Annotated in this window: 16 protein-coding genes; 3 read left to right on the forward strand and 13 right to left on the reverse strand. The window is 41.0% G+C overall.

Going from position 1 to position 19139, the window contains the following annotated elements; genetic code table 11:
* Positions 1 to 29: 29 nt before the first annotated feature.
* The 3 genes from Q0K96_RS00130 to Q0K96_RS00140 all read right to left on the reverse strand — a co-directional run bounded on the left by Q0K96_RS00130 (position 30) and on the right by Q0K96_RS00140 (position 2711).
* A complete protein-coding gene (locus tag Q0K96_RS00130) occupies positions 30 to 551 on the reverse strand; it encodes a hypothetical protein (RefSeq protein ID WP_297332010.1) in 522 nt (173 codons plus the stop codon).
* Positions 552 to 650: 99 nt separating this feature from the next.
* On the reverse strand, positions 651 to 1088 hold the full coding sequence (locus Q0K96_RS00135) for an OsmC family protein (protein WP_297332011.1): 438 nt from the start codon (positions 1086 to 1088) through the stop codon (positions 651 to 653).
* Positions 1089 to 1538: 450 nt separating this feature from the next.
* Positions 1539 to 2711 carry a hypothetical protein gene (locus Q0K96_RS00140; RefSeq protein WP_297332012.1) on the reverse strand — a complete coding sequence of 391 codons (1173 nt, stop codon included), beginning with the start codon at positions 2709 to 2711 and terminating at the stop codon, positions 1539 to 1541.
* Positions 2712 to 2938: 227 nt separating this feature from the next.
* On the opposite strand from Q0K96_RS00140, the gene metK reads away from it, so the two are divergent.
* On the forward strand, positions 2939 to 4189 hold the full coding sequence (gene metK / locus Q0K96_RS00145; RefSeq protein WP_297332013.1) for a methionine adenosyltransferase: 1251 nt from the start codon (positions 2939 to 2941) through the stop codon (positions 4187 to 4189).
* A 70-nt stretch (positions 4190 to 4259) separates the two neighbouring features.
* On the opposite strand, the gene Q0K96_RS00150 is transcribed toward metK, so the two are convergent.
* The 3 genes from Q0K96_RS00150 to Q0K96_RS00160 all read right to left on the reverse strand — a co-directional run bounded on the left by Q0K96_RS00150 (position 4260) and on the right by Q0K96_RS00160 (position 8518).
* The gene (locus Q0K96_RS00150; protein ID WP_297332014.1) at positions 4260 to 4736 is read right to left on the reverse strand and encodes a hypothetical protein; all 477 of its coding nucleotides are present in this window, start codon (positions 4734 to 4736) and stop codon (positions 4260 to 4262) included.
* A gap of 118 nt (positions 4737 to 4854) precedes the next feature.
* Positions 4855 to 7602, reverse strand: a complete 2748-nt coding sequence (locus Q0K96_RS00155; protein ID WP_297332015.1) for a TonB-dependent receptor — start codon at positions 7600 to 7602, stop codon at positions 4855 to 4857.
* A 34-nt stretch (positions 7603 to 7636) separates the two neighbouring features.
* The gene (locus Q0K96_RS00160; RefSeq protein WP_297332016.1) at positions 7637 to 8518 is read right to left on the reverse strand and encodes a GLPGLI family protein; all 882 of its coding nucleotides are present in this window, start codon (positions 8516 to 8518) and stop codon (positions 7637 to 7639) included.
* A gap of 195 nt (positions 8519 to 8713) precedes the next feature.
* On the opposite strand from Q0K96_RS00160, the gene Q0K96_RS00165 reads away from it, so the two are divergent.
* On the forward strand, positions 8714 to 9520 hold the full coding sequence (locus tag Q0K96_RS00165) for a hypothetical protein (RefSeq protein WP_297332017.1): 807 nt from the start codon (positions 8714 to 8716) through the stop codon (positions 9518 to 9520).
* Positions 9520 to 10134, forward strand: a complete 615-nt coding sequence (locus Q0K96_RS00170) for a deoxynucleoside kinase (protein ID WP_297332018.1) — start codon at positions 9520 to 9522, stop codon at positions 10132 to 10134. The genes Q0K96_RS00165 and Q0K96_RS00170 overlap by 1 nt, the downstream gene beginning before the upstream one ends.
* Before the next feature lie 32 nt (positions 10135 to 10166).
* On the opposite strand, the gene Q0K96_RS00175 is transcribed toward Q0K96_RS00170, so the two are convergent.
* The 7 genes from Q0K96_RS00175 to Q0K96_RS00205 all read right to left on the reverse strand — a co-directional run bounded on the left by Q0K96_RS00175 (position 10167) and on the right by Q0K96_RS00205 (position 19104).
* On the reverse strand, positions 10167 to 10835 hold the full coding sequence (locus tag Q0K96_RS00175) for a hypothetical protein (RefSeq protein WP_297332019.1): 669 nt from the start codon (positions 10833 to 10835) through the stop codon (positions 10167 to 10169).
* A gap of 189 nt (positions 10836 to 11024) precedes the next feature.
* Entirely contained in the window at positions 11025 to 13481 is a 2457-nt protein-coding gene (locus Q0K96_RS00180; RefSeq protein WP_297332020.1) for a sodium-translocating pyrophosphatase, read from the reverse strand.
* Positions 13482 to 13596: 115 nt separating this feature from the next.
* Entirely contained in the window at positions 13597 to 14127 is a 531-nt protein-coding gene (locus tag Q0K96_RS00185) for an inorganic diphosphatase (protein WP_297332021.1), read from the reverse strand.
* A gap of 189 nt (positions 14128 to 14316) precedes the next feature.
* Complete coding sequence (locus Q0K96_RS00190; protein ID WP_297332022.1) at positions 14317 to 14880, reverse strand: hypothetical protein; 564 nt, start codon at positions 14878 to 14880, stop codon at positions 14317 to 14319.
* A gap of 98 nt (positions 14881 to 14978) precedes the next feature.
* Positions 14979 to 15473, reverse strand: a complete 495-nt coding sequence (locus tag Q0K96_RS00195; RefSeq protein ID WP_297332023.1) for a hypothetical protein — start codon at positions 15471 to 15473, stop codon at positions 14979 to 14981.
* Positions 15474 to 15536: 63 nt separating this feature from the next.
* Positions 15537 to 18029: a DUF5686 and carboxypeptidase-like regulatory domain-containing protein gene (locus Q0K96_RS00200; RefSeq protein WP_297332024.1), complete on the reverse strand. Its 2493-nt coding sequence runs from the start codon at positions 18027 to 18029 to the stop codon at positions 15537 to 15539.
* Between the two features lie 70 nt (positions 18030 to 18099).
* Positions 18100 to 19104: a pyruvate dehydrogenase complex E1 component subunit beta gene (locus Q0K96_RS00205; RefSeq protein ID WP_297332090.1), complete on the reverse strand. Its 1005-nt coding sequence runs from the start codon at positions 19102 to 19104 to the stop codon at positions 18100 to 18102.
* Positions 19105 to 19139: the final 35 nt, after the last annotated feature.

A 19139-nucleotide genomic window follows, 5' to 3' on the forward strand; every position in this document is an offset into this window, starting at 1 on the left:
AAATAAAGAAATGCAGGATAATATTATAGTCAGATAACTTTCTCTTTCTCCGCAATACTGATAACACTCTCAAACAACTTCTCCGCTATTGCTTTCTTGCCTCCCGGCTGTTGTGGCAGTACAATATATTCAAGCCCGCGGCTGTCGGCCAGGAATTTTACACCTTTGCTAAAGCTTTCCGGCAGAGTCTCAAGCTTTTCATTAACCGATATAATGCTGAAACCGTTTCTTAGCAAATCAAGATATTCCCCCGGCAGGTCTTGGCTTGCTGTAGCATCTATGGTTATCAGGTTTTCCATGCTGTAGGCTTTTATAAAGTTGAGTACATCATCCATTTTAAACGGTATGCCGAATTGTATAAAATTGGCTTCCCATGAGTAGTTAACGCCCTCTTTTTCATAAAAAGCCACGGTGCTGTTGGTTATTATGGGAAACCTTATGTCGAGCCTGCGCTCCAGCACAAGGTCTTTCCTGTTCTTTACTACTTTATTAATCAGGGCGCTGCCGGCATTACCTATACCAAACAGTACTATATTTATCCTTTGTGTCATGATCTTTACTAATTAAAAAGAAAGGCTGCCGGGTGGCAGCCCTTCAGAAATAAAACAAACAAACAAAAAACAACTTATGAACAACTAATCTTATCTAATTTACACGTAGGCATACTCCCTGTGCAGCACAAGTTCTACCGGAGTATTGTTAACCAGCATATTGTAGGCAGGACTGCGCTGCTGTACCTCGGCAATCCATTTTTGAAGGATTTCCTGAGAAACGGCTGCCGCGGGTTTCAGCTTGATCTCAATTTTACTGAAGCCCGGCTTTTGCCTGCTTGCAGGCGCTTCGTTAAGGTTACCTGTAATTTCTATTTGCAGCGAACGCAGCGGTATGCCCTGTTCTTTTGCCACCTGCTGCCCAAGTGCGTTTATGCACCCTGCAAAGCCTGCAAGCAGGTACTCGTAGGGGTTGGGCCCGTCAAGTTCGGGGTATTGGGCATTTTGGTTCATCCTTAAATCGGTGTTAAGCGTTTTTACTACAAACTGCCTGCTGTTGCTGGTGTAGCCAAGTACATTTATGGGTGTTGCATTCATAACTATTGGTATTAACTGATGATTAAAAATTAAAAAAGCCCCTTTTGGATGTGTTACCAAAAGGGGCCGAACCTTAAATTATATACTAAAATTAATTTGTTCGCTTTGGTAACGGTATATACTGCTGCTGCATCCATGTAATACAAGTATTATGGCAGCGGTAAGTAGCGTTATGTGCGAAAAATGTGTTCATCTTAATTTATATAGTAATCTTAATAAAAAAGCCCCCTGCTTTGTGCAGGGGGCTTTGTATTATATGCTTGCTGATACGTACTACAAGACAATACTTCCCCCTGCGGATATAGTCCACATTGTATGACAGAAGTACTGGCGAATATTACGTTTCATTTTTGTAATCGTATTTTGTTGTAACAAACTTCCGAACTATTTCAATACAAAACAAGATAAATTTTTAATTTTAACATTTTACCTCCATCTATCGGAACTCATCTAATAATATTTTATTCTTCGCTTAGTAACCTCTGTTACCTTTAAATCTTTGTAATTTTTTCCTTCTCTGTGCTCGCTTTTAATCCAGTTTCCCTTTTTATCATAACGATATTCAAATGTTTCAATTTTAACCGGGTCTCCATTTTCGGTGAGGTATTTTTTGAGTACAATATTCTGATGTTCATCGTATTTAGTAACCTCCGTTTTGTACCTTTCAAAACCTAAACTTCTATATTTACCTACAACTTCAACATCTTTTGTTATATTGCCATATTCATCATATTCATATTTAAAATGGTAACCTAATTCAGGTTCATTCTCTGGATAAAGATAATAACCTATGGATTCTGTTTTATTACCTTTTTCATCATAAACATAAATTTGGTCAGTATTATGAGGAGAAAACTGAGCTAAGTCGAATTTTTTTATGAGTTGGTTTTTATCGTTATAAATGTATCCAAAAAGCCCGCGATAATTGCAAGTATCCTGCTCTTTGGGTATGTAACAACGACCTTCCTCCACCAAATTATTCCGGCTGTCGTACCTGAATATTTCTTCTTCTCTAAAACTCTTCCTGTAATTTTTTGTATATACTAAAATAAGATTACCTGCATCGTCATAACTATATTCTTTTGACTCATTCCTATAGTTATCTTTATCCTTTTCAGTTTCTTCGTCATAGTCGCTAAAACCACCATACAAGTACTCAATTACACTTTTAATCCTGCCGGATGCGTAATAACCCGAAATGATTTCTTTAACCAAAATACCCGACATATAATGCTTTTCAAGAATCCTGTTTCCGGAAGAGTCATACGAAAAAACCTCACCATCTTTATACTTACCCACATTAAGAACAGATAATAACTTTCCATTTTTAAAAATATAGTGATACTTTTTTCCTTCAAGGCTCATTCTAAAAGGATTTAGTCCCTGTGTGGTTTCTAAAATATCAAGGGGTTCTCCGTGTTCATCAAAAAGATAGGTTCTGCTCTCCATAGGTCCGCCGGGCTTTCGGTGAACTTCAACCTTAACCTCTTTTACTTTACCGAACAAATCTATATCTACTCTTCCATATCCCTCAAGCGAAAGGGAAGTTCGAATCTGGCTTGCCATTGTAACAGGAACCAGTAATAAAGGGAATAGTCGGCAGAAGTATTTAAAACTTGTCATATTTTAAAGTTGGTATCCGTCAAATATAATACATCTGTTTTAAGTACGTTTCTTAAATCGGCCTGCATATTTTTCATATTCCAAATACCTTTCATACATTTGCACCGTAAACACAGAGGAAAGATTTGTACTGATTGCAACCTCAATAAAAAATGCTAAAGCAGGATATATCTCCCCTTTAGCGTAATGCTGCGCAATCTTTTCTCCCCAAAACATTTATTTATACTATGGCATATTTATTTACGTCAGAATCAGTGAGCGAAGGGCATCCTGATAAAATTGCTGACCAGATATCGGATGCACTTATTGATAATTTCCTGGCATTTGACCCGGAAAGTAAAGTAGCCTGCGAAACGCTTGTAACTACCGGACAGGTAATACTGGCAGGCGAGGTAAAATCTAAAATTTATCTTGATGTACAGCAGATAGCACGTGATGTTATCAGGAAAATTGGCTATACCAAGAGCGAATATATGTTTGAGGCTAATTCCTGCGGGGTGCTTTCGGCAATACACGAACAATCTCAGGACATAAACCAGGGGGTTGACCGCCAAAGCAAGGAAGAACAGGGTGCGGGCGACCAGGGTATGATGTTTGGCTATGCCACCAACGAAACCGAAGATTATATGCCGCTTGCGCTAAACCTTTCGCACAAGCTGTTACAGGAACTGGCAGCCCTGCGCCGCGAAAGCAAAGAAATTACGTACCTGCGCCCCGATGCCAAGAGCCAGGTTACGCTGGAATATGATAACAATAACAAGCCGGTGCGCATAGATGCCATTGTTATTTCTACCCAGCACGATGATTTTGCCGATGAAGCAACCATGCTTGCCCGGATAGACAAAGACATTAAAGAGGTACTTATACCGCGTGTTATAAATAACAACCCGCAATATGCACACCTGTTTAATGATAAAATTAACTACCACATAAACCCTACCGGTAAATTTGTTATTGGCGGCCCGCATGGCGATACTGGCCTTACCGGCAGAAAAATTATAGTAGATACCTATGGTGGTAAAGGTGCTCACGGTGGTGGGGCGTTTTCTGGTAAAGACCCGAGCAAGGTTGACCGCAGCGCGGCTTATGCTACCCGCCACATTGCCAAAAACCTTGTTGCAGCAGGCATAGCCGACGAAATATTGGTACAGGTATCTTATGCTATTGGTGTGGCTAAGCCTATGGGTATTTATATAAACACCTATGGCACTGCCAAAGTTAACCTTACAGATGGTGAAATTGCTAAAAAAGTAGAACAGCTTTTTGATATGCGCCCTTACTTTATAGAGCAGCGCCTAAAGCTGCGTAAGCCAATTTACAGCGAAACGGCTGCCTATGGACATATGGGCCGAAAGCCGCAGACCGTTACAAAAACCTTTACCGCACCAAACGGTGAAGAAAAAACAGTAGAGGTTGAGTTGTTTACCTGGGAGAAGCTGGATTATGTAGAAAAAGTAAAAGAGGCTTTCGGGTTATAATACTTCTTGAAATAAAAAAAGCCCCATCAGTTGATGGGGCTTTTTTTATTATGCATTTAAACTTTAACGATTAAAGCGGGCAATATGTTACTTCAAAAGTACCGTTTATGCTGTTTTCGGTTTCATCAAAACCTCCGGCCATTATCCTGCCTTTAACAGTTGTTTCGGTCATTTCTGTAATTTCAACTTCAGCATCAAGCGAGCCTTCAAAGCTGTCACCGTTCACATCCCTGAACTGTACTGTTACTTCGCCATCCTGCCTGCTGTAAGAACCTACCGCTGCCGGAACTGTTATCCAAATCGGTTGCTCATTAGTATCATCACATGTAATATCACTTTCGCTAAGGTCGATGTTAAGGCTCTCTACATCATTAAGAGTGATTGGGGTTGCCGTACCACCGCCAAAATCAAAATCTTCATTGTAAACAACTCCTGATACAGGGTTGTTAGAAAAGCCGTCTGAGTTGTTGTTGTCTGAAGAATCGTCATCAGAACAAGAAACCATTAACGAAGCAGCTACAATAGCTGAATAAAAAAACTTTTTCATGTGGGTTTAATTTTTTTGTTTACGCGGGCAAATATATAGATTAGAATGCATTAACAGTGTGTTAATCTAATATTTAACTTTATTTAACTTTTTTATAACATTCAGAAAGTCAATAATGTTAAAGGTCATAGCGTATGGTAAGCAACAGGTAACGCGGCTGTACCCTGTATCTTGACGTATAGGTAGAGAACTGGTTAAAGCTGTCATCGTTAAGCGATGTAGTATTTAAAAGGTTAGTACCACCAACCTTAAACTCCCAATGGCTGTCTTTCTTACGATACATGATTTCGGCACTTAAAAAATCATATTCGTTATCAGATGTCCTGTCGCTGTTGTAATAATGGGTATAATCATATTGAGCTTTTACAGTAAAAGCATTCCAGAAAAAATAATTGATATTGGCAAAGGGCCTGTGATTATAAAATTTATTATCGGCATAATCATTAAGGGTGTATTCAAAACCTACTTCTATATTGGGTATTTTCCTGTAATTAGTACTTAGGCTTGCTTCATAGCTATGGCTTACCTGCTCGTTTACCTGCCTTACAGAATTATCAAAAGTTGCATCGGTACCAGAGAATTCGGAATCAAAACGGAAGTTATTAAACTTGCTCCATGTTACAGAAGCGTCTAAAGACACCTTATAAAAGCGGGCAAAATTACGGTTGTATCCGGCATAGGCCGTAAAAGTTTCATCTGCAAAAGGCGAATTCTCCACAGTACTCACCTGGTTGACACCATCAAATGCAGCTATGCTTTTAACGGCATCCATCTGCTTGGTATACGTGATACTACCGTAAATCTGTGTAAAGTTGAACATATCATAACGGAAGTAGCTAAGGCTGTGGTTTTGGTACAACGAGCTTTCAAGATCGGGGTTACCCCTGAACAATGACTGGTAGCTGTTAAGTATATAACCGCGTGCAAAGTTGGCAACATCTGTAAACTGGTTTGTCATGGAGTAATTATAAATAAGCCTTTCCATTTTACGAATCTGGTATTGTGCAAAAATATCGGGCAATACCCTGAAAAAATTATTATTTACAGTAGTGCCTGCCTGATCATTTTTCATGCTGTAGGCATGAAAACTCACGCCCGGGTTAAGCTCAAACTTACCCTTTATAAAGCGATAGTGCACGCCAACGAAAGCATCATTAAATACAAAACTTACATCGTTTTTGGTACTTGCATCCATTTCATTCACATCGCCGTTATCAAGTATCTGGAACATATCCGAATTAAAATTCTGGTATGAAAAAGTGTTGCCAAATGTTATATTAACGCTGCTTTTATCTGTTACCATATAGTAATAATCGAGCTTGGCATCTGTTTTATTTGTAGTCACAAACCGTTTTTGAGAAAGGTCGTAACGCCCGGCAGGCAAAAGGCCGAGGTTTAAATCTGATCCTGATACAGAGGGAAATGGATTTTGAGCAAGATTGGCATTATACAACGGGTCTTCATCCTGATACAGGTGCTGTGCCTCAAAAGCAAATATGTTCCGTTCGTTCAGCGTATAATAAATGTTAGCATTCTGGTTAAATGAAAAAGGATTTTGCCTTTTGTCAGTATAAATATCCTGGCTCTGCTCTGTTTCAGGAGTTACAGTTGTAAGTAACTCGTTCATCTCCTTTTGGTCTGAGGTTTTAAGGAAAGCATCATAATCCAACTGAAAGTTTGCATTAGGTTTGTAGCTTGAACTTAGCTTGAAGAGTGCAAAATCATTTCGCTGCTCTGCAGTTTCGCGGGTGTCCTGTATTGTTTCAGGCTCACCTGTCAACGGGTTTAGCAGTGTGTTGCGGCTAACAGTTTCCATATCCGTGAGCGATGAATTAATAATACCAAAGCCGCTAATTGTCCAGCTCTTGCTGGGATTGTAGCTAAAGTTTGCCGCCCCGAATTTTGTTTCTATCTCCTTTGCCCTGTTATTACGCAGTAATGAAATGCCTATGTCGTTAGAACTGATATTAAAAGAGGTGCCGCCACGCTTCATAAAATTCCTGAAACCGCCGGTAAATTTAAAATAGTCCTGCGCTGTAAGCGGCAGTTCGCCCGTATTGTTGATATTACCGATAATGTTAAGGCTGTATTTGGGGCTGTAGTAAAATACTTTTGGGGCTACAATATAGCGCTCGCCTTCGCCTATACTGGCACCCGCACTCATATCTCCAAACCAGAAGTTCTTCTTGCCATCCTTCAGCTTTATGTTCATGGCAACATTATCTTCATTATTCTGCACTCCGCGAAGCTGTCCTATCTCATTATAATTACGCAGTACCTCAACTTTGCTAACGGCGTCAGCCGGAATATTTTTAACCCCAAGCTTGGTATCGCCATCAAAAAAGTCTTTGCCCTCTACCATCAGCTTGCTCACCTTCTTACCTTCTACCTCTATTTCGCCGTCTTCGTTAACCTCTACCCCGGGCAGTTTCTTCAATACGTCCTCCAGCTTACGCTCAGAGCCGTTTGTAAACGAATCGGAGTTATATACAATAGTATCGCCCTTTATCGTTACCGGCATTTCATGCACAATTTCAAGCTCTTTCATCTGTATGCCCTGTTGTAGGGTAATATCTTTATTGATATCGGCCGTACCCGTAGTAAGCTCTTCCTCAAAAGGGGTATACCCTATAAAACTTGCTTTTAGCAGGTAAGTAGTATTTACCTTAAGCGCAAGCTGAAATTTACCCGCCTCGTTGGTTATGGCATAAGACTCCATATTACCGGTAGCCTTTTCCACCGCCATAACATTTGCCATTTCGAGCCCTACGCCTGTAGAGTCTTTAAGCACACCCTGCACACGTATGTTTTGAGAATAAAAATTGACAGAAAATAATAAAGCTAAAACAATTAATAATGATTTCATTGGTTTGTTTATTGGTATGTATGCATGTATTTGTTTAGCCGCCTATTCTAATGCCGCCGCCCCGGCCACCACCATACATTTCCTGCATCTGCTGTATCTTTTTTACCATCAGGTCGGCAAACTCCTGCGGGCTTACCTTTTCACCCTTAGTAGGTTTTTTAATCTCTGCCTTCTCCTTTACATTTAAAACTATCTTGCTGCACAGTATTGTAGTCTTATCATCCGAAACCTCCAATATAAGCCCCGGCAGGCCCCAGTAATTTTCAGGCCCCTGGCTAACGGGTATTTCAGGAGCATACCATGCAGTAATTGTTTTAGTGTCGGGCATCTCTACCATATCCATAAAGTTAGTCTTCTTTAGCTCCTCCTCGCTCTTTTCTTTCATGGCTTCCTCTGCCCCTTTTTTGGGTTTGTAGTTCATCATGTTGCTCCTGTCAACAGGCACCTCGGCAGTAGCCTTATAGCAGGTGTAGTCCCCTATTTTTTTAGTTTCGTTCAGCATTTTCCATTGTATCTTCGGCAGCGTATCGGTAACCAGGAATTCTTTCCCGAAAATATCTTTTTCCTGCAAGGATACTTTTTCCTTAATATTTTTATACTGCACACCGCCGCCGCCCATCATAGACGACATCATTTTAAATGCAGGGTTAGAACCGGGGGCATCCAGCTTTTCTTCTTCTTTGTATATCGACTCGGTGCGATTAAAGTTGAGCACAAATGTCTTTTCGAACATTTTCTTCATCTGTGCCTCTATCATCGTCCTCATTTCGGGGGTAATCTCTTTGTTTTCGTCCAGCTTTGCCATCTGGTCGCCAGCACTTGTTTTAGACTCATATACCGCCATACCCTGAAAATCCTGTGCATTAAGGTTCACAGCAGCTAAAAATAGTATAAGTAATAGTGATAAATTTTTCATGCTTTAAATATTATATATGCCCTTTAGACTATTTTACACCCATGTTGTTACAAAATTTACTCTTAAAGTTTTGGTGAAGCTAAACATTTGCACTCCCTTAATTAAATAAATGCGGTAAACACTATAAATAATGCAGCTAAAACAAACAATAGTTTTACAGTGTTCTGTATTTAATTAAAAACTATTTTTACAGTAATGAAAAAGCTTTTTTTATTAATCTTATTTGTCTTTACGGGTGCAGATGCGCAGGAGCTCAGCGTTCCTGTAAAGCTGCTTACCGATAACGAAGCAGCAGCCGACCGCTATGCGGGGCGCGACCAGTTCGGCTGGCATTACACTATCGCCAATAATGAATTCAGGAAACAGAAGGATGGGGTAATAGTGCGCTACAAAGCAGTTTCTTTGGGCACTATTTACAGGGTAGATTTGCAGAACCCGTTACAGATAGTACTGTTTTATAAAAAGTTCAATACGGTTGTAATGCTGGATAATCAGCTAAATGAAACGGCACGTTTCGATTTTAATGAAATTGTACCGCAAAACCGCCAGTTGCCTATAGTAGCCGAAGCCGTTGGGCTGGCATCGCAGAACAGGCTATGGCTATATGACATGAACACCCAGCAGGCAGGCCTTTATGATCCCGCAGCACGCACCTTTAAAAGCGTTACGCCGCCGTTTAACCAGCAACTTAAAACCTACTACAGCGATTACAACTATTTTTACTGGGCAGATGACAGCCTTAACTTTTATGCTGTAAACCTTTTCGGGAAGGTTACCCACATTGGCACATTGCCGGAGTTTGACCGCATGCAGCCCGTTAGCGCCACACAGGTTATATTACAAAAGGGCAATGCCCTGTACCTGTACAGCTTCGGGGAAAACAGCCTGCAAAAGGTTGGCACGGTTGAAAAAACCATTACCGACTTTTTTTACACCGCACAAATTTTGACTATTTTTACAGGCACACACATAACTGAATATAATATAACACTACCTGAATAATGCATATAGCTGTAGCCGGAAACATTGGCGCCGGGAAAACCACGTTAACAGGATTATTGGCAAAACACTTTAAATGGGAGCCCCACTATGAAGATGTGGTTGACAACCCTTACCTGGATGACTTTTACCACCAGATGGAGCGCTGGTCGTTTAACCTGCAGATATACTTTTTAAACAGCCGCTTTAACCAGATATTGCAAATACGCGAGAGCGGCAAGAACATTATACAGGACAGGACAATATATGAAGATTCGCATATTTTTGCGCCCAACCTGCACGCTATGGGATTAATGACCAACCGCGACTATAACAACTACAAATCGTTGTTTGAGCTTATGGAGAGCTTTGTTGCGGCACCCGACCTGCTGATATACCTGCGCAGCTCTATACCCAACCTGGTAAAGCAGATACACAAACGCGGCAGGGATTATGAAAACTCTATATCTATAGACTACCTGAGCAGGCTTAACGAGCGCTATGAAGCCTGGGTACAGGGTTATGATAAAGGCAAGCTTTTAATTATAGATGTAGATAAACTGGACTTTGTAGATAACCCCGAAGATTTAGGAACTATCATTAACAGCATTAACGCTGAACTGAACGGGTTGTTTTAGCACATAAAGTACTTATTTAAGCATCAAATAAGTTAATTAAAATGTTTTAAGATTCTATATTCAATTTGCGTATTTGTGACCTTCTGGATTTCTATTCGTGATCCTCTGAAGCCTATAATATTATTTTCAGTTAAATCATATTGAAGTTCCTGAAAAAAAGAAGGACGTGCTAAATCATCTATATATTCCCTATACATAAATTTTATAGTGTTACCTGATTTACCACTATAAACAATTTCATTTCTAAAGCAATTATTGCATCCATCAATGTAATAATTATACTTTTCTAATTTTAAATCATCGACGTGTTTTACCTCAAAACCATTAATAGAATTAATGAAAAGCTTTATACTTCCATCTTTCTTATTTTCTGCGAGACCAACTATATATGCGATGTTATTAAATATTAGTTTTGTATTATTATGATATAGATAGTAATTTGTCGTAATTTCAGAAATGGGAAGTACGTCTCCTTCTTTATAAGGAAAGCTAATATTTGAAATTCTTAAATCTTTACTCATATTAATAATTTTATATGCAGTCTTAAATCCCCGTTCGCCACTTTCAATAATTTTATCGCCTACCTCACGAATCATAAGTAATTCTAAATCAGGCTCGAAATATAATTCTTTTTTATATGGAATAGAGGAAACTCCACATGAAATAATCAAAAAGCATAATAATATTAATATCGTTTTCATATGGTAAAATTATTTTACAAACATAAATATTCTACTAATTGATAGGTAAAAATATTATAAATACTATCTTATATTTTAGCTTCAAAATCATAATTATTGAATAGATTTCTCCGCTTCGGTCGAAATGGAATAAAAAACAAACCCCTCCTAGTGGAGGGGTTTACTTTACTATTAAAAACTACAGCAAAATTATCTCCTGCTGCTGCGCCATTCTTCTATGCGTTGGTTAACCTCATCCTCGGTACCGCTAAAAGTTTCGCGCTGGGTGCTAACCGTTTCTTTTTCGCTTACGGTAGAAACAATAACAGTCGCCGTCATGGTACCATCATCATTCCGTTGCTTTTCTATGGTAACTTCCTCACGGCTTTCCTGCCCTGTTAGTATGGGTTGCTCTATAAAGGTAGCAGTTGCCGGGTTTAAGCCCTCGCCTGCTTCATGCCCGCCCAGTATGGGTGCTATAACAAGCCCTATAAGGCATGTAAGTTTAATCAGGATGTTCATACTCGGCCCGGAGGTATCCTTGAACGGGTCGCCCACCGTATCGCCTGTTACCGCTGCCTTGTGCGCGTCAGAGCCTTTAAAGGTCATTTCGCCGTTAATCATTACACCCGCCTCAAAAGATTTTTTGGCGTTGTCCCACGCGCCACCGGCATTGTTCTGGAACACTGCCCAAAGCACACCGCTAACCGTTACACCCGCCATATAGCCACCAAGCATTTCGGCAACCATCTGGTTATTATCCGGGTAAATCAGCATCCCGAGAAGTACTATGGCAATAGGCATACCTATGGTAAGCAATCCCGGCAGCATCATTTCGCGCAAGGCGGCCTTAGTAGAAATTTCTACACACCTGCCATACTCCGGCTTGGCTGTACCTTCCATAATTCCGGCAATTTCGCGGAACTGCCTGCGCACTTCATATACCATATCCATTGCGGCCTTGCCTACCGAGTTCATGGCTAACGCCGAGAACACTACAGGCACCATACCGCCCACAAACAGCATGGCAAGCACAGGCGCACGGAAGATGTTGATACCATCTATACCTGTAAACGTTACGTAGGCCGCAAACAGCGCCAGCGATGTTAACGCCGCAGAAGCAATGGCAAAGCCTTTACCTGTAGCTGCCGTTGTGTTACCAACAGAGTCTAATATATCAGTACGTGTACGTACTTCTTTAGGCAGTTCGCTCATTTCGGCAATACCGCCTGCGTTATCCGATATTGGGCCAAAGGCATCAATAGCAAGCTGCATGGCAGTAGTAGCCATCATAGCCGAAGCGGCAAGCGCCACGCCATAAAAGCCTGCAAAGGCGTAGGATGCCCATATTGCGCCTGCAAACAGCAGCACAGTAGGGAATGTAGAAACCATACCCGTAGCAAGGCCGGCAATAATATTAGTGCCCGCACCTGTACTCGATTTTTGTACTATGGCAAGCACAGGCTTTTTACCAAGCCCAGTATAATATTCTGTAACCGAAGATATAACACCACCTACAATTAAACCTATCAGGGTGGCATAAAACACCCTCATAGAAGATATATCTTTAGCTTCCTCACCATAAAAGTCCATCCTCATGGTTTCGGGCAGCATATAATCTACCAAAAAGTAGCAGGAAACCGCCACAAGCACTATAGATACCCAGTTGCCTCTGTTAAGGGCGCCCTGCACCTGTGCCTCTTTAGCATCGTTACTGCTAATTTTTACCAGCATTGTGCCAATAATAGAAAACAATATACCAAAACCGGCAATAGCCATTGGCAAGAGTATAGGACCTATACCACCAAACGCATCGGTAAAGCCCGGGTTGGCAAGGGTAATATCCCTAAGCACATAATTACCCAGTACCATAGCGGCAAGTACCGTTGCCACATAAGAACCGAAAAGGTCGGCGCCCATACCGGCTACGTCGCCCACGTTATCACCCACATTATCTGCAATGGTTGCGGGGTTACGCGGGTCATCTTCAGGGATTCCTGCCTCTACCTTACCAACAAGGTCGGCACCCACGTCGGCTGCCTTAGTATATATACCGCCACCCACACGTGCAAAAAGCGCTATAGACTCCGCACCAAGCGAAAAGCCTGCAAGCGTTTCCAGTACAATAGTCATTAGTTCCTGTGGTGTGCGGGTTTCACCGCCATACATGGCAGATGCCCACTGGCCATTCATAAAATAGTGAAAGAAAAAAATGAAAAAAGCAGTAAGCCCCAGTACGGCAAGACCGGCAACGCCGAGCCCCATAACCGTACCGCCGCCAAAAGACACCTTTAATGCCTGTGGCAGGCTGGTGCGCGCTGCCTGAGTGGTGCGCACATTACTTTTGGTGGCAATTTTCATACCCATGTTACCGGCAAGCGCCGAGAAGATGGCACCAAAAACAAAGGCCAGTATAATAAGCCAGTCGGTAGTGGGTACAATGTATGCAATTACGGCAAGCGCTATACTTGCTACAATTACAAAAATGGTTAATAATTTGTATTCGGCTTTAAGAAAAGCAAGCGCACCTTCGTAAATGTAATCTGAAATTTCTTTCATCTTGCCATCCCCGGCATCCTGCTTCAGCACCCAGTACCTCTTTACAGCCATGAAGAGGAGACCCAGTATGGCCAGTATGGCCGGCACATAAATCATAATTGAATCCATAAAATAATTGTTTGGTTAATTGTTAACATATTATAAATGTAACAAAAACAAAACAAAAAAAAGCAACACCCTTTTAAGGAATGTCGCTTTTATGGTATCATTTTTATAGCGAAAACTATCTTATACTGAAAAGTTCTTCAGGTTTGTTTTCAAGAGTCTCGAAACGGTCTACACATTTATCGATAATTTCACGTGCTTCGTTTACATCTCCCCACCCTTCCACATCAACTTTCTTTTGCTCAAGGTCTTTATATACCTGGAAGAAATGCTCAATTTCTTTAAGCAGGTGCGGGTTCATATCGCTAAGGTCGTCCAGCTTGTTCCATACTGGGTCGCTAACCGGTACGCAAACAATTTTCTCGTCCGGGCCTTTTTCATCTGCCATATGGAAAACGCCAATTGGCTTAACTTCCATCACACAACCGGGAAATGTAGGTTCTGTTACCAGTACAAGCACATCAAGCGGGTCGCCGTCAAGCGCAAGGGTTTCAGGTATAAAACCATAATCGGCAGGATACATCATAGATGAGAAAAGCATCCTGTCGTAACGTATTTTTTTCAGTTTAAAATCGTATTCATATTTGTTCCTGCTCCCTTTAGGGATTTCGATAAGGACATCAAAAGTTTTCAGTTTCGCTGCAGACATTTTTTATCTTTATATTAGTTACATATTAAGCGGTGCAAAAGTAGCACAAAAATACAGTAATGCAAGCTAAAATCAGGTTAATGACTATATCATTTTAACATATTTACATAATGATAACAGCAGGATAGCATGCAAATAAAAAAGCCCCCGTTAACACGGAGGCTGTCTATATATTTTTACGATACTGTATTAAAATGACGATTCGCTTTTAGAGCAGTCATATTCAGAGCAGCCATTTTCCTGGCAATATGCAACCCTTTTGCCGTTTATAAGCAGGTAAGACAGGTTACAGCCGCTTACACAGCCATCACAAGATACGGTTTTAACAAAACCATTATCTGAATATAAGATAAACTTAGTATCTGCCTTTTCAAGTTGCAGGCTTATGGTTTGCCCGTTCTTATCGCTGCCTATTAAAAAGTAACCTTTATCTGTAGGGTCGTTATCAGCAATCATGCCTGTAATAAAAATATCCTGCAGGGTAGTTGGCCTGCCTTCATTTGCAAGTACTGCCTCAAGGTCAGCTTTCAATAAATCGGCATCGGCGGTAATTATATATTCACCGTTTACTTCTTCCCCTATATAGGTTTGCCAATAGTAGGCCCTGTTCATATCTTCGGCTACCTGTTCTTCAGACAGTGCCGAGGCACTGCTGTTCATGTCCATATCAGATACGGTTGCATCATTACTGCATGATGTTGCTGCAAGTGCAAAGGCAAAAAATGCTGTGGCTTTTAGTAGATAGTTTTTCATAGCGAGTATATTTTAGCTGATAAATATCCACTAAATTACTTCTTTACGGGCAACCATCTACCAACAAAATGTTAAGAGTGCAGGCGTTTAAGAAAAGATTAACGCACTTCTGTTTCGTGCTTTTTACAATCGAGGCACGGTGTGCAGTTTATGTATTTTTTTCCGCTGCGGACACTTACTACAGGCAGGCAGCCATCATCACAAAGTCCGGAGCAAACTACAAGCGGCAGTGCCCTGCCTGAATCTTCAGAATGCTCGAAATATAATTTACCTTCTTTAAGTGTAAGTAAAGAAGCTGTCTTTATAGCGCCGTCGTCTGTCCGCGCCAGCAGCATGTAGTATTCACCCGGGTCCCCTCCTTCTGTAGTCCCTTTAACAATTTCAAAGCCAATAAGGCTTGCATCTTTCCCTCCCTTTTTAATTGCCGCTTCCCATTTGGTTTTAACAGCAGCAATGTCAGCAAGTTCTGCCTCTCCGTTATTGCTTGTGCCCACTACAATGTCAGCATAATTTACTGATGGTAATTCTTTTTCGTTATTCTTACACGAAACCAAACCCAGTGCAAAAAGAGCAAATATGCAAAGAGACTTCATGATGTTTTTTGTAAAGTTAGTTATTACGAAAATACAATATTTTAAACAACATTAACTTTTTTTTTAAAAGTGCAGGCCAAAAACACCTTTAATAGTAAAACGGTTGGCATCGGGCAGGTTAAGGTAACTTCCGCGCCATGCAAAATCAATACGGAAAACTTTAAAGATGTTGCCTATTCCTGCATGGTACTCCCAGTACACATCTTCGGGGGCACGGTAGGTAATAGTACTGGCATTAAGCCTTATATTCTCTTCTGATACCGTACCGTAAACCCCTTTAATACCTACAATTTCCCTAAGGTTTAAATCGCGCAGAAAAGGTATGCGTGAAAACAGCCTGCCGCTGAAATTATGCTCAAGGTGCAGCGATACGTATTCATCTGCAACAAATTCATAATAGTTCATCAGGTTATAGGTATTGTCAATTATAAAATAGGACTGGTTACCCGGAATAACACTCATTAACCCCAACGGTACTGCTCCAAAAGTTTTTCCTGCCTCTACAGTAGAGAAGAAGCGCCCAAAGCCGCCTATGAGTATTGGCTGCCTGTAATAAAACTGAAGTTTCTGGTAATTAAAGTCGCTGCCAAAAACACCCTCAATACCCTGCGAAAAGTTAACATAAAACCTCGGGTAGTCATCATCATCAACATCAGAACGCTCTACACCATATCCAATAGTGCGCCTGCCGGGGGTATAATCTATAGTAAAGCCAAACTCATACTGTTGCAGGTCGCTGCGCACACCTTTAGAAGGGTCGTTAGGATCTATAAAATAATCGAGGCTGAATGTTGGCGATGCCGATTTTAATGTACGGTAGGAGAAGCTGGTACGGAAAACAACATTTTTCCATTGTTCTATCTCAGCCGAAAAGTTAGAGTAATTTATAGAGGTCAGCTTTGTATTGTCTCCGCTTGCAAAAATAGCAGATGACGCAAAGCTCCTGCCCAGCACATCGGGCGAGCCGGTAAGGCTTACCCCTATCTGCTCTATATCGCGCCGGTTACCTGCTGCCAGTATAATACGCTTTTTCTTGTCAACCATCCATTTACCCGATATACCATACTTAAACTGGTTATCTTTAAAACCGTAGGCTGTGTAACCTTCCAACCTCCATGGGTCGTTCTGCCCATAGTACGTACGCCCGCCTGTGCGCAGCCTTAGCCCTTCTATGTCATTATAGCCAAAGGTTGAAAATATAGGCCCATAATCAAAATTACCCATCTGGTAGTAGCCGCTGCCAAGCGTGGCTACAACGGTGTACATCCGTTTAAATTTGGGGACTGTTTTAAGGGTATCGAGCATTTTATATACCGCTTTTTCATCTTTGTTGAGCGACTCAAAGCGGTTTTCTGCCCAATAATCGTCAGAGCGGGTATTTATGGTGTCATTATAGAAGTTGACTTCTTTCCTGTAAAAATCATCCGGTTTTTTAATATCGAACTCATAATCGCGGAACAAGGTGGTACGCTTACCGTAAACACCTTTTGATTCATCTTTTTTACGCAGTGCAAAATCTGTCATCAGGTGGTCGCGCTTTAGCAGGAAAACAGAGTCGTTAAGCACATCAAACTCCTGCTCTATATACATATCCTTAACAAAATTGATGTTTGCCCCTTTACTGGCAGCCATGCTTATTTTTTTTATAGCAAAAGTGGTATCATTCACCCAAAAGTTACCTTTAAAGGTAAGCTCGCCTTTACGCCTGGGGTAAAACACTATATTAAAGCAGTATTTGTTATCTATATATGCAGTATCGGCAAGCACATAGTTATATACATTTATACCCGTGCGCGATAATGGGCTCACAAAATCTTTATCAAAAAACTTAAGGTAATTATCATATACATCATAATCGGCATACAGGTCTTTTACAAAGGCAATAATTTGCTGGTTATCGCTAAAGCCGGAGTTTTTATTGGCTTGCAGTATTTCCTTTTCGCTGTTGGTTGTATTGTCGCCATATACCTCGCTTATACTTTCGTTTATGAATATTGGCAGGTAGGTTTTACCGGTAACGCTTGATGTATCTACATGTTTAAATATAAACTCCATGCCCCGGAATATCTTACTGTTCATAAAGGCACTGTCTATATTATTCATGTCAAACTCTACCTTTTCATACTTGTCATACTGGTACTGCTTAAACATGCGCAAACCATTTTTGCGCCTGCGTTCCCATATTTTTCGGAGTATATCAAGGGCAGGGTTATTTTTTTTGGAGGTCTTGCCCGAATACAGCACTACCTCTTTAAGCTCCTGGGCTTCGGCTAACTTTACTTTTATTCCATAATTAACCGGACCTGTAAGCTCTACCTGTTTGGTAGAAAAGCCTACAAACGAAACTACTATTGCCTGATAAGTATTGGCAGATTCAAGATAAAACTTTCCGTTTTCATCTGTAATCACGCCTTCACTGGAGTCTTTAAAATATACATTTACAAAAGGCAGGGGCAAATTGGCATTATCTACAACCGTTCCCTCTACCTTTGTTTGAGCAAAAAGGGAACCTGCCCACAACAGCAAGGCCCCTATAAACAGTAATTTCTCTTTCATATATGCATATAAACAAAAACTTCATCACAATAGTATGATGAAGTTTCAAATATAAGAGTTTTATTTCTCCTTATTTTTTGTACATAACTTTTTTAACTGCCTTTATAACATCATCTGCATTTGGCAACCATTCCTTAAGCAAAGCCGGGGAATATGGAGCAGGCGTATCGGCTGTTGTTATACGCTGTATCGGGGCATCAAGGTAATCAAAAGCGCGCTCCTGAACTATATAAGTTATCTCTGAAGCCACGCTGGCAAACGGCCATGCCTCTTCAAGCACTACAAGCCTGTTGGTTTTCTTTACAGATTCCAATATGGCATTATGATCCATCGGGCGAACTGTCCTTAAATCAATCACCTCACAGCTTATGCCTTCCTTCTCTAATTCTTCGGCAGCTTTAAGCGCCTCTTTAATTATCTTACCGAAAGATACGATGGTTACATCTTTACCTTCTCTTTTTATATCAGCAACACCAAGCGGAATGGTATATTCACCTTCAGGCACTTCGCCCTTATCACCATACATCTGCTCACTCTCCATAAAGATAACAGGGTCATTATCGCGGATAGCCGACTTTAAAAGCCCTTTTGCATCATAAGGTGTAGAAGGCACTACTACCTTTAAACCGGGAGTGTTGGCATACCAGTTCTCAAACGCCTGAGAGTGGGTTGCCGCAAGTTGGCCCGCTGAAGCGGTAGGCCCGCGGAAAACGATAGGGCAATCAAACTGCCCTGCCGACATCTGGCGTATTTTTGCTGCATTATTAATAATTTGGTCTATCCCAACCAGAGAGAAGTTAAAGGTCATAAACTCTACAATAGGCCTGTTGCCGTTCATGGCGCTGCCTACTGCAATACCGGCAAAACCAAGTTCTGCAATCGGGGTATCAATTACCCTTTTCGGGCCAAACTCATCAAGCATGCCTTTAGAGGCTTTATAAGCACCGTTATATTCGGCAACCTCTTCACCCATTAGATATACTGATTCGTCGCGGCGCATTTCTTCGCTCATAGCCTCGCAAACAGCTTCCCTGAATTGTATCGTTCTCATGTATGTACGTTTATCGGTATTAATGTGAATGGCAAAAATAAAACATTTTCAGTTATTAT

Source organism: Flavobacterium sp., assembly GCF_024305175.1.
Classification (GTDB): Bacteria; Bacteroidota; Bacteroidia; order Flavobacteriales; family Flavobacteriaceae; genus Flavobacterium.

Excerpts from the sequence above, each read along its gene's own strand:
- Q0K96_RS00190 (WP_297332022.1), bottom strand. The coding sequence starts at position 14,880 with ATGAAAAACTATCTACTAAAAGCCACAGCATTTTTTGCCTTTGCACTT.
- metK (WP_297332013.1), top strand. The coding sequence starts at position 2,939 with ATGGCATATTTATTTACGTCAGAATCAGTGAGCGAAGGGCATCCTGAT.
- Q0K96_RS00185 (WP_297332021.1), bottom strand. The coding sequence starts at position 14,127 with ATGTCTGCAGCGAAACTGAAAACTTTTGATGTCCTTATCGAAATCCCT.
- Q0K96_RS00140 (WP_297332012.1), bottom strand. The coding sequence starts at position 2,711 with ATGACAAGTTTTAAATACTTCTGCCGACTATTCCCTTTATTACTGGTT.
- Q0K96_RS00195 (WP_297332023.1), bottom strand. The coding sequence starts at position 15,473 with ATGAAGTCTCTTTGCATATTTGCTCTTTTTGCACTGGGTTTGGTTTCG.
- Q0K96_RS00160 (WP_297332016.1), bottom strand. The coding sequence starts at position 8,518 with ATGAAAAATTTATCACTATTACTTATACTATTTTTAGCTGCTGTGAAC.
- Q0K96_RS00135 (WP_297332011.1), bottom strand. The coding sequence starts at position 1,088 with ATGAATGCAACACCCATAAATGTACTTGGCTACACCAGCAACAGCAGG.
- Q0K96_RS00200 (WP_297332024.1), bottom strand. The coding sequence starts at position 18,029 with ATGAAAGAGAAATTACTGTTTATAGGGGCCTTGCTGTTGTGGGCAGGT.
- Q0K96_RS00150 (WP_297332014.1), bottom strand. The coding sequence starts at position 4,736 with ATGAAAAAGTTTTTTTATTCAGCTATTGTAGCTGCTTCGTTAATGGTT.
- Q0K96_RS00170 (WP_297332018.1), top strand. The coding sequence starts at position 9,520 with ATGCATATAGCTGTAGCCGGAAACATTGGCGCCGGGAAAACCACGTTA.
- Q0K96_RS00155 (WP_297332015.1), bottom strand. The coding sequence starts at position 7,602 with ATGAAATCATTATTAATTGTTTTAGCTTTATTATTTTCTGTCAATTTT.
- Q0K96_RS00175 (WP_297332019.1), bottom strand. The coding sequence starts at position 10,835 with ATGAAAACGATATTAATATTATTATGCTTTTTGATTATTTCATGTGGA.
- Q0K96_RS00130 (WP_297332010.1), bottom strand. The coding sequence starts at position 551 with ATGACACAAAGGATAAATATAGTACTGTTTGGTATAGGTAATGCCGGC.
- Q0K96_RS00180 (WP_297332020.1), bottom strand. The coding sequence starts at position 13,481 with ATGGATTCAATTATGATTTATGTGCCGGCCATACTGGCCATACTGGGT.
- Q0K96_RS00165 (WP_297332017.1), top strand. The coding sequence starts at position 8,714 with ATGAAAAAGCTTTTTTTATTAATCTTATTTGTCTTTACGGGTGCAGAT.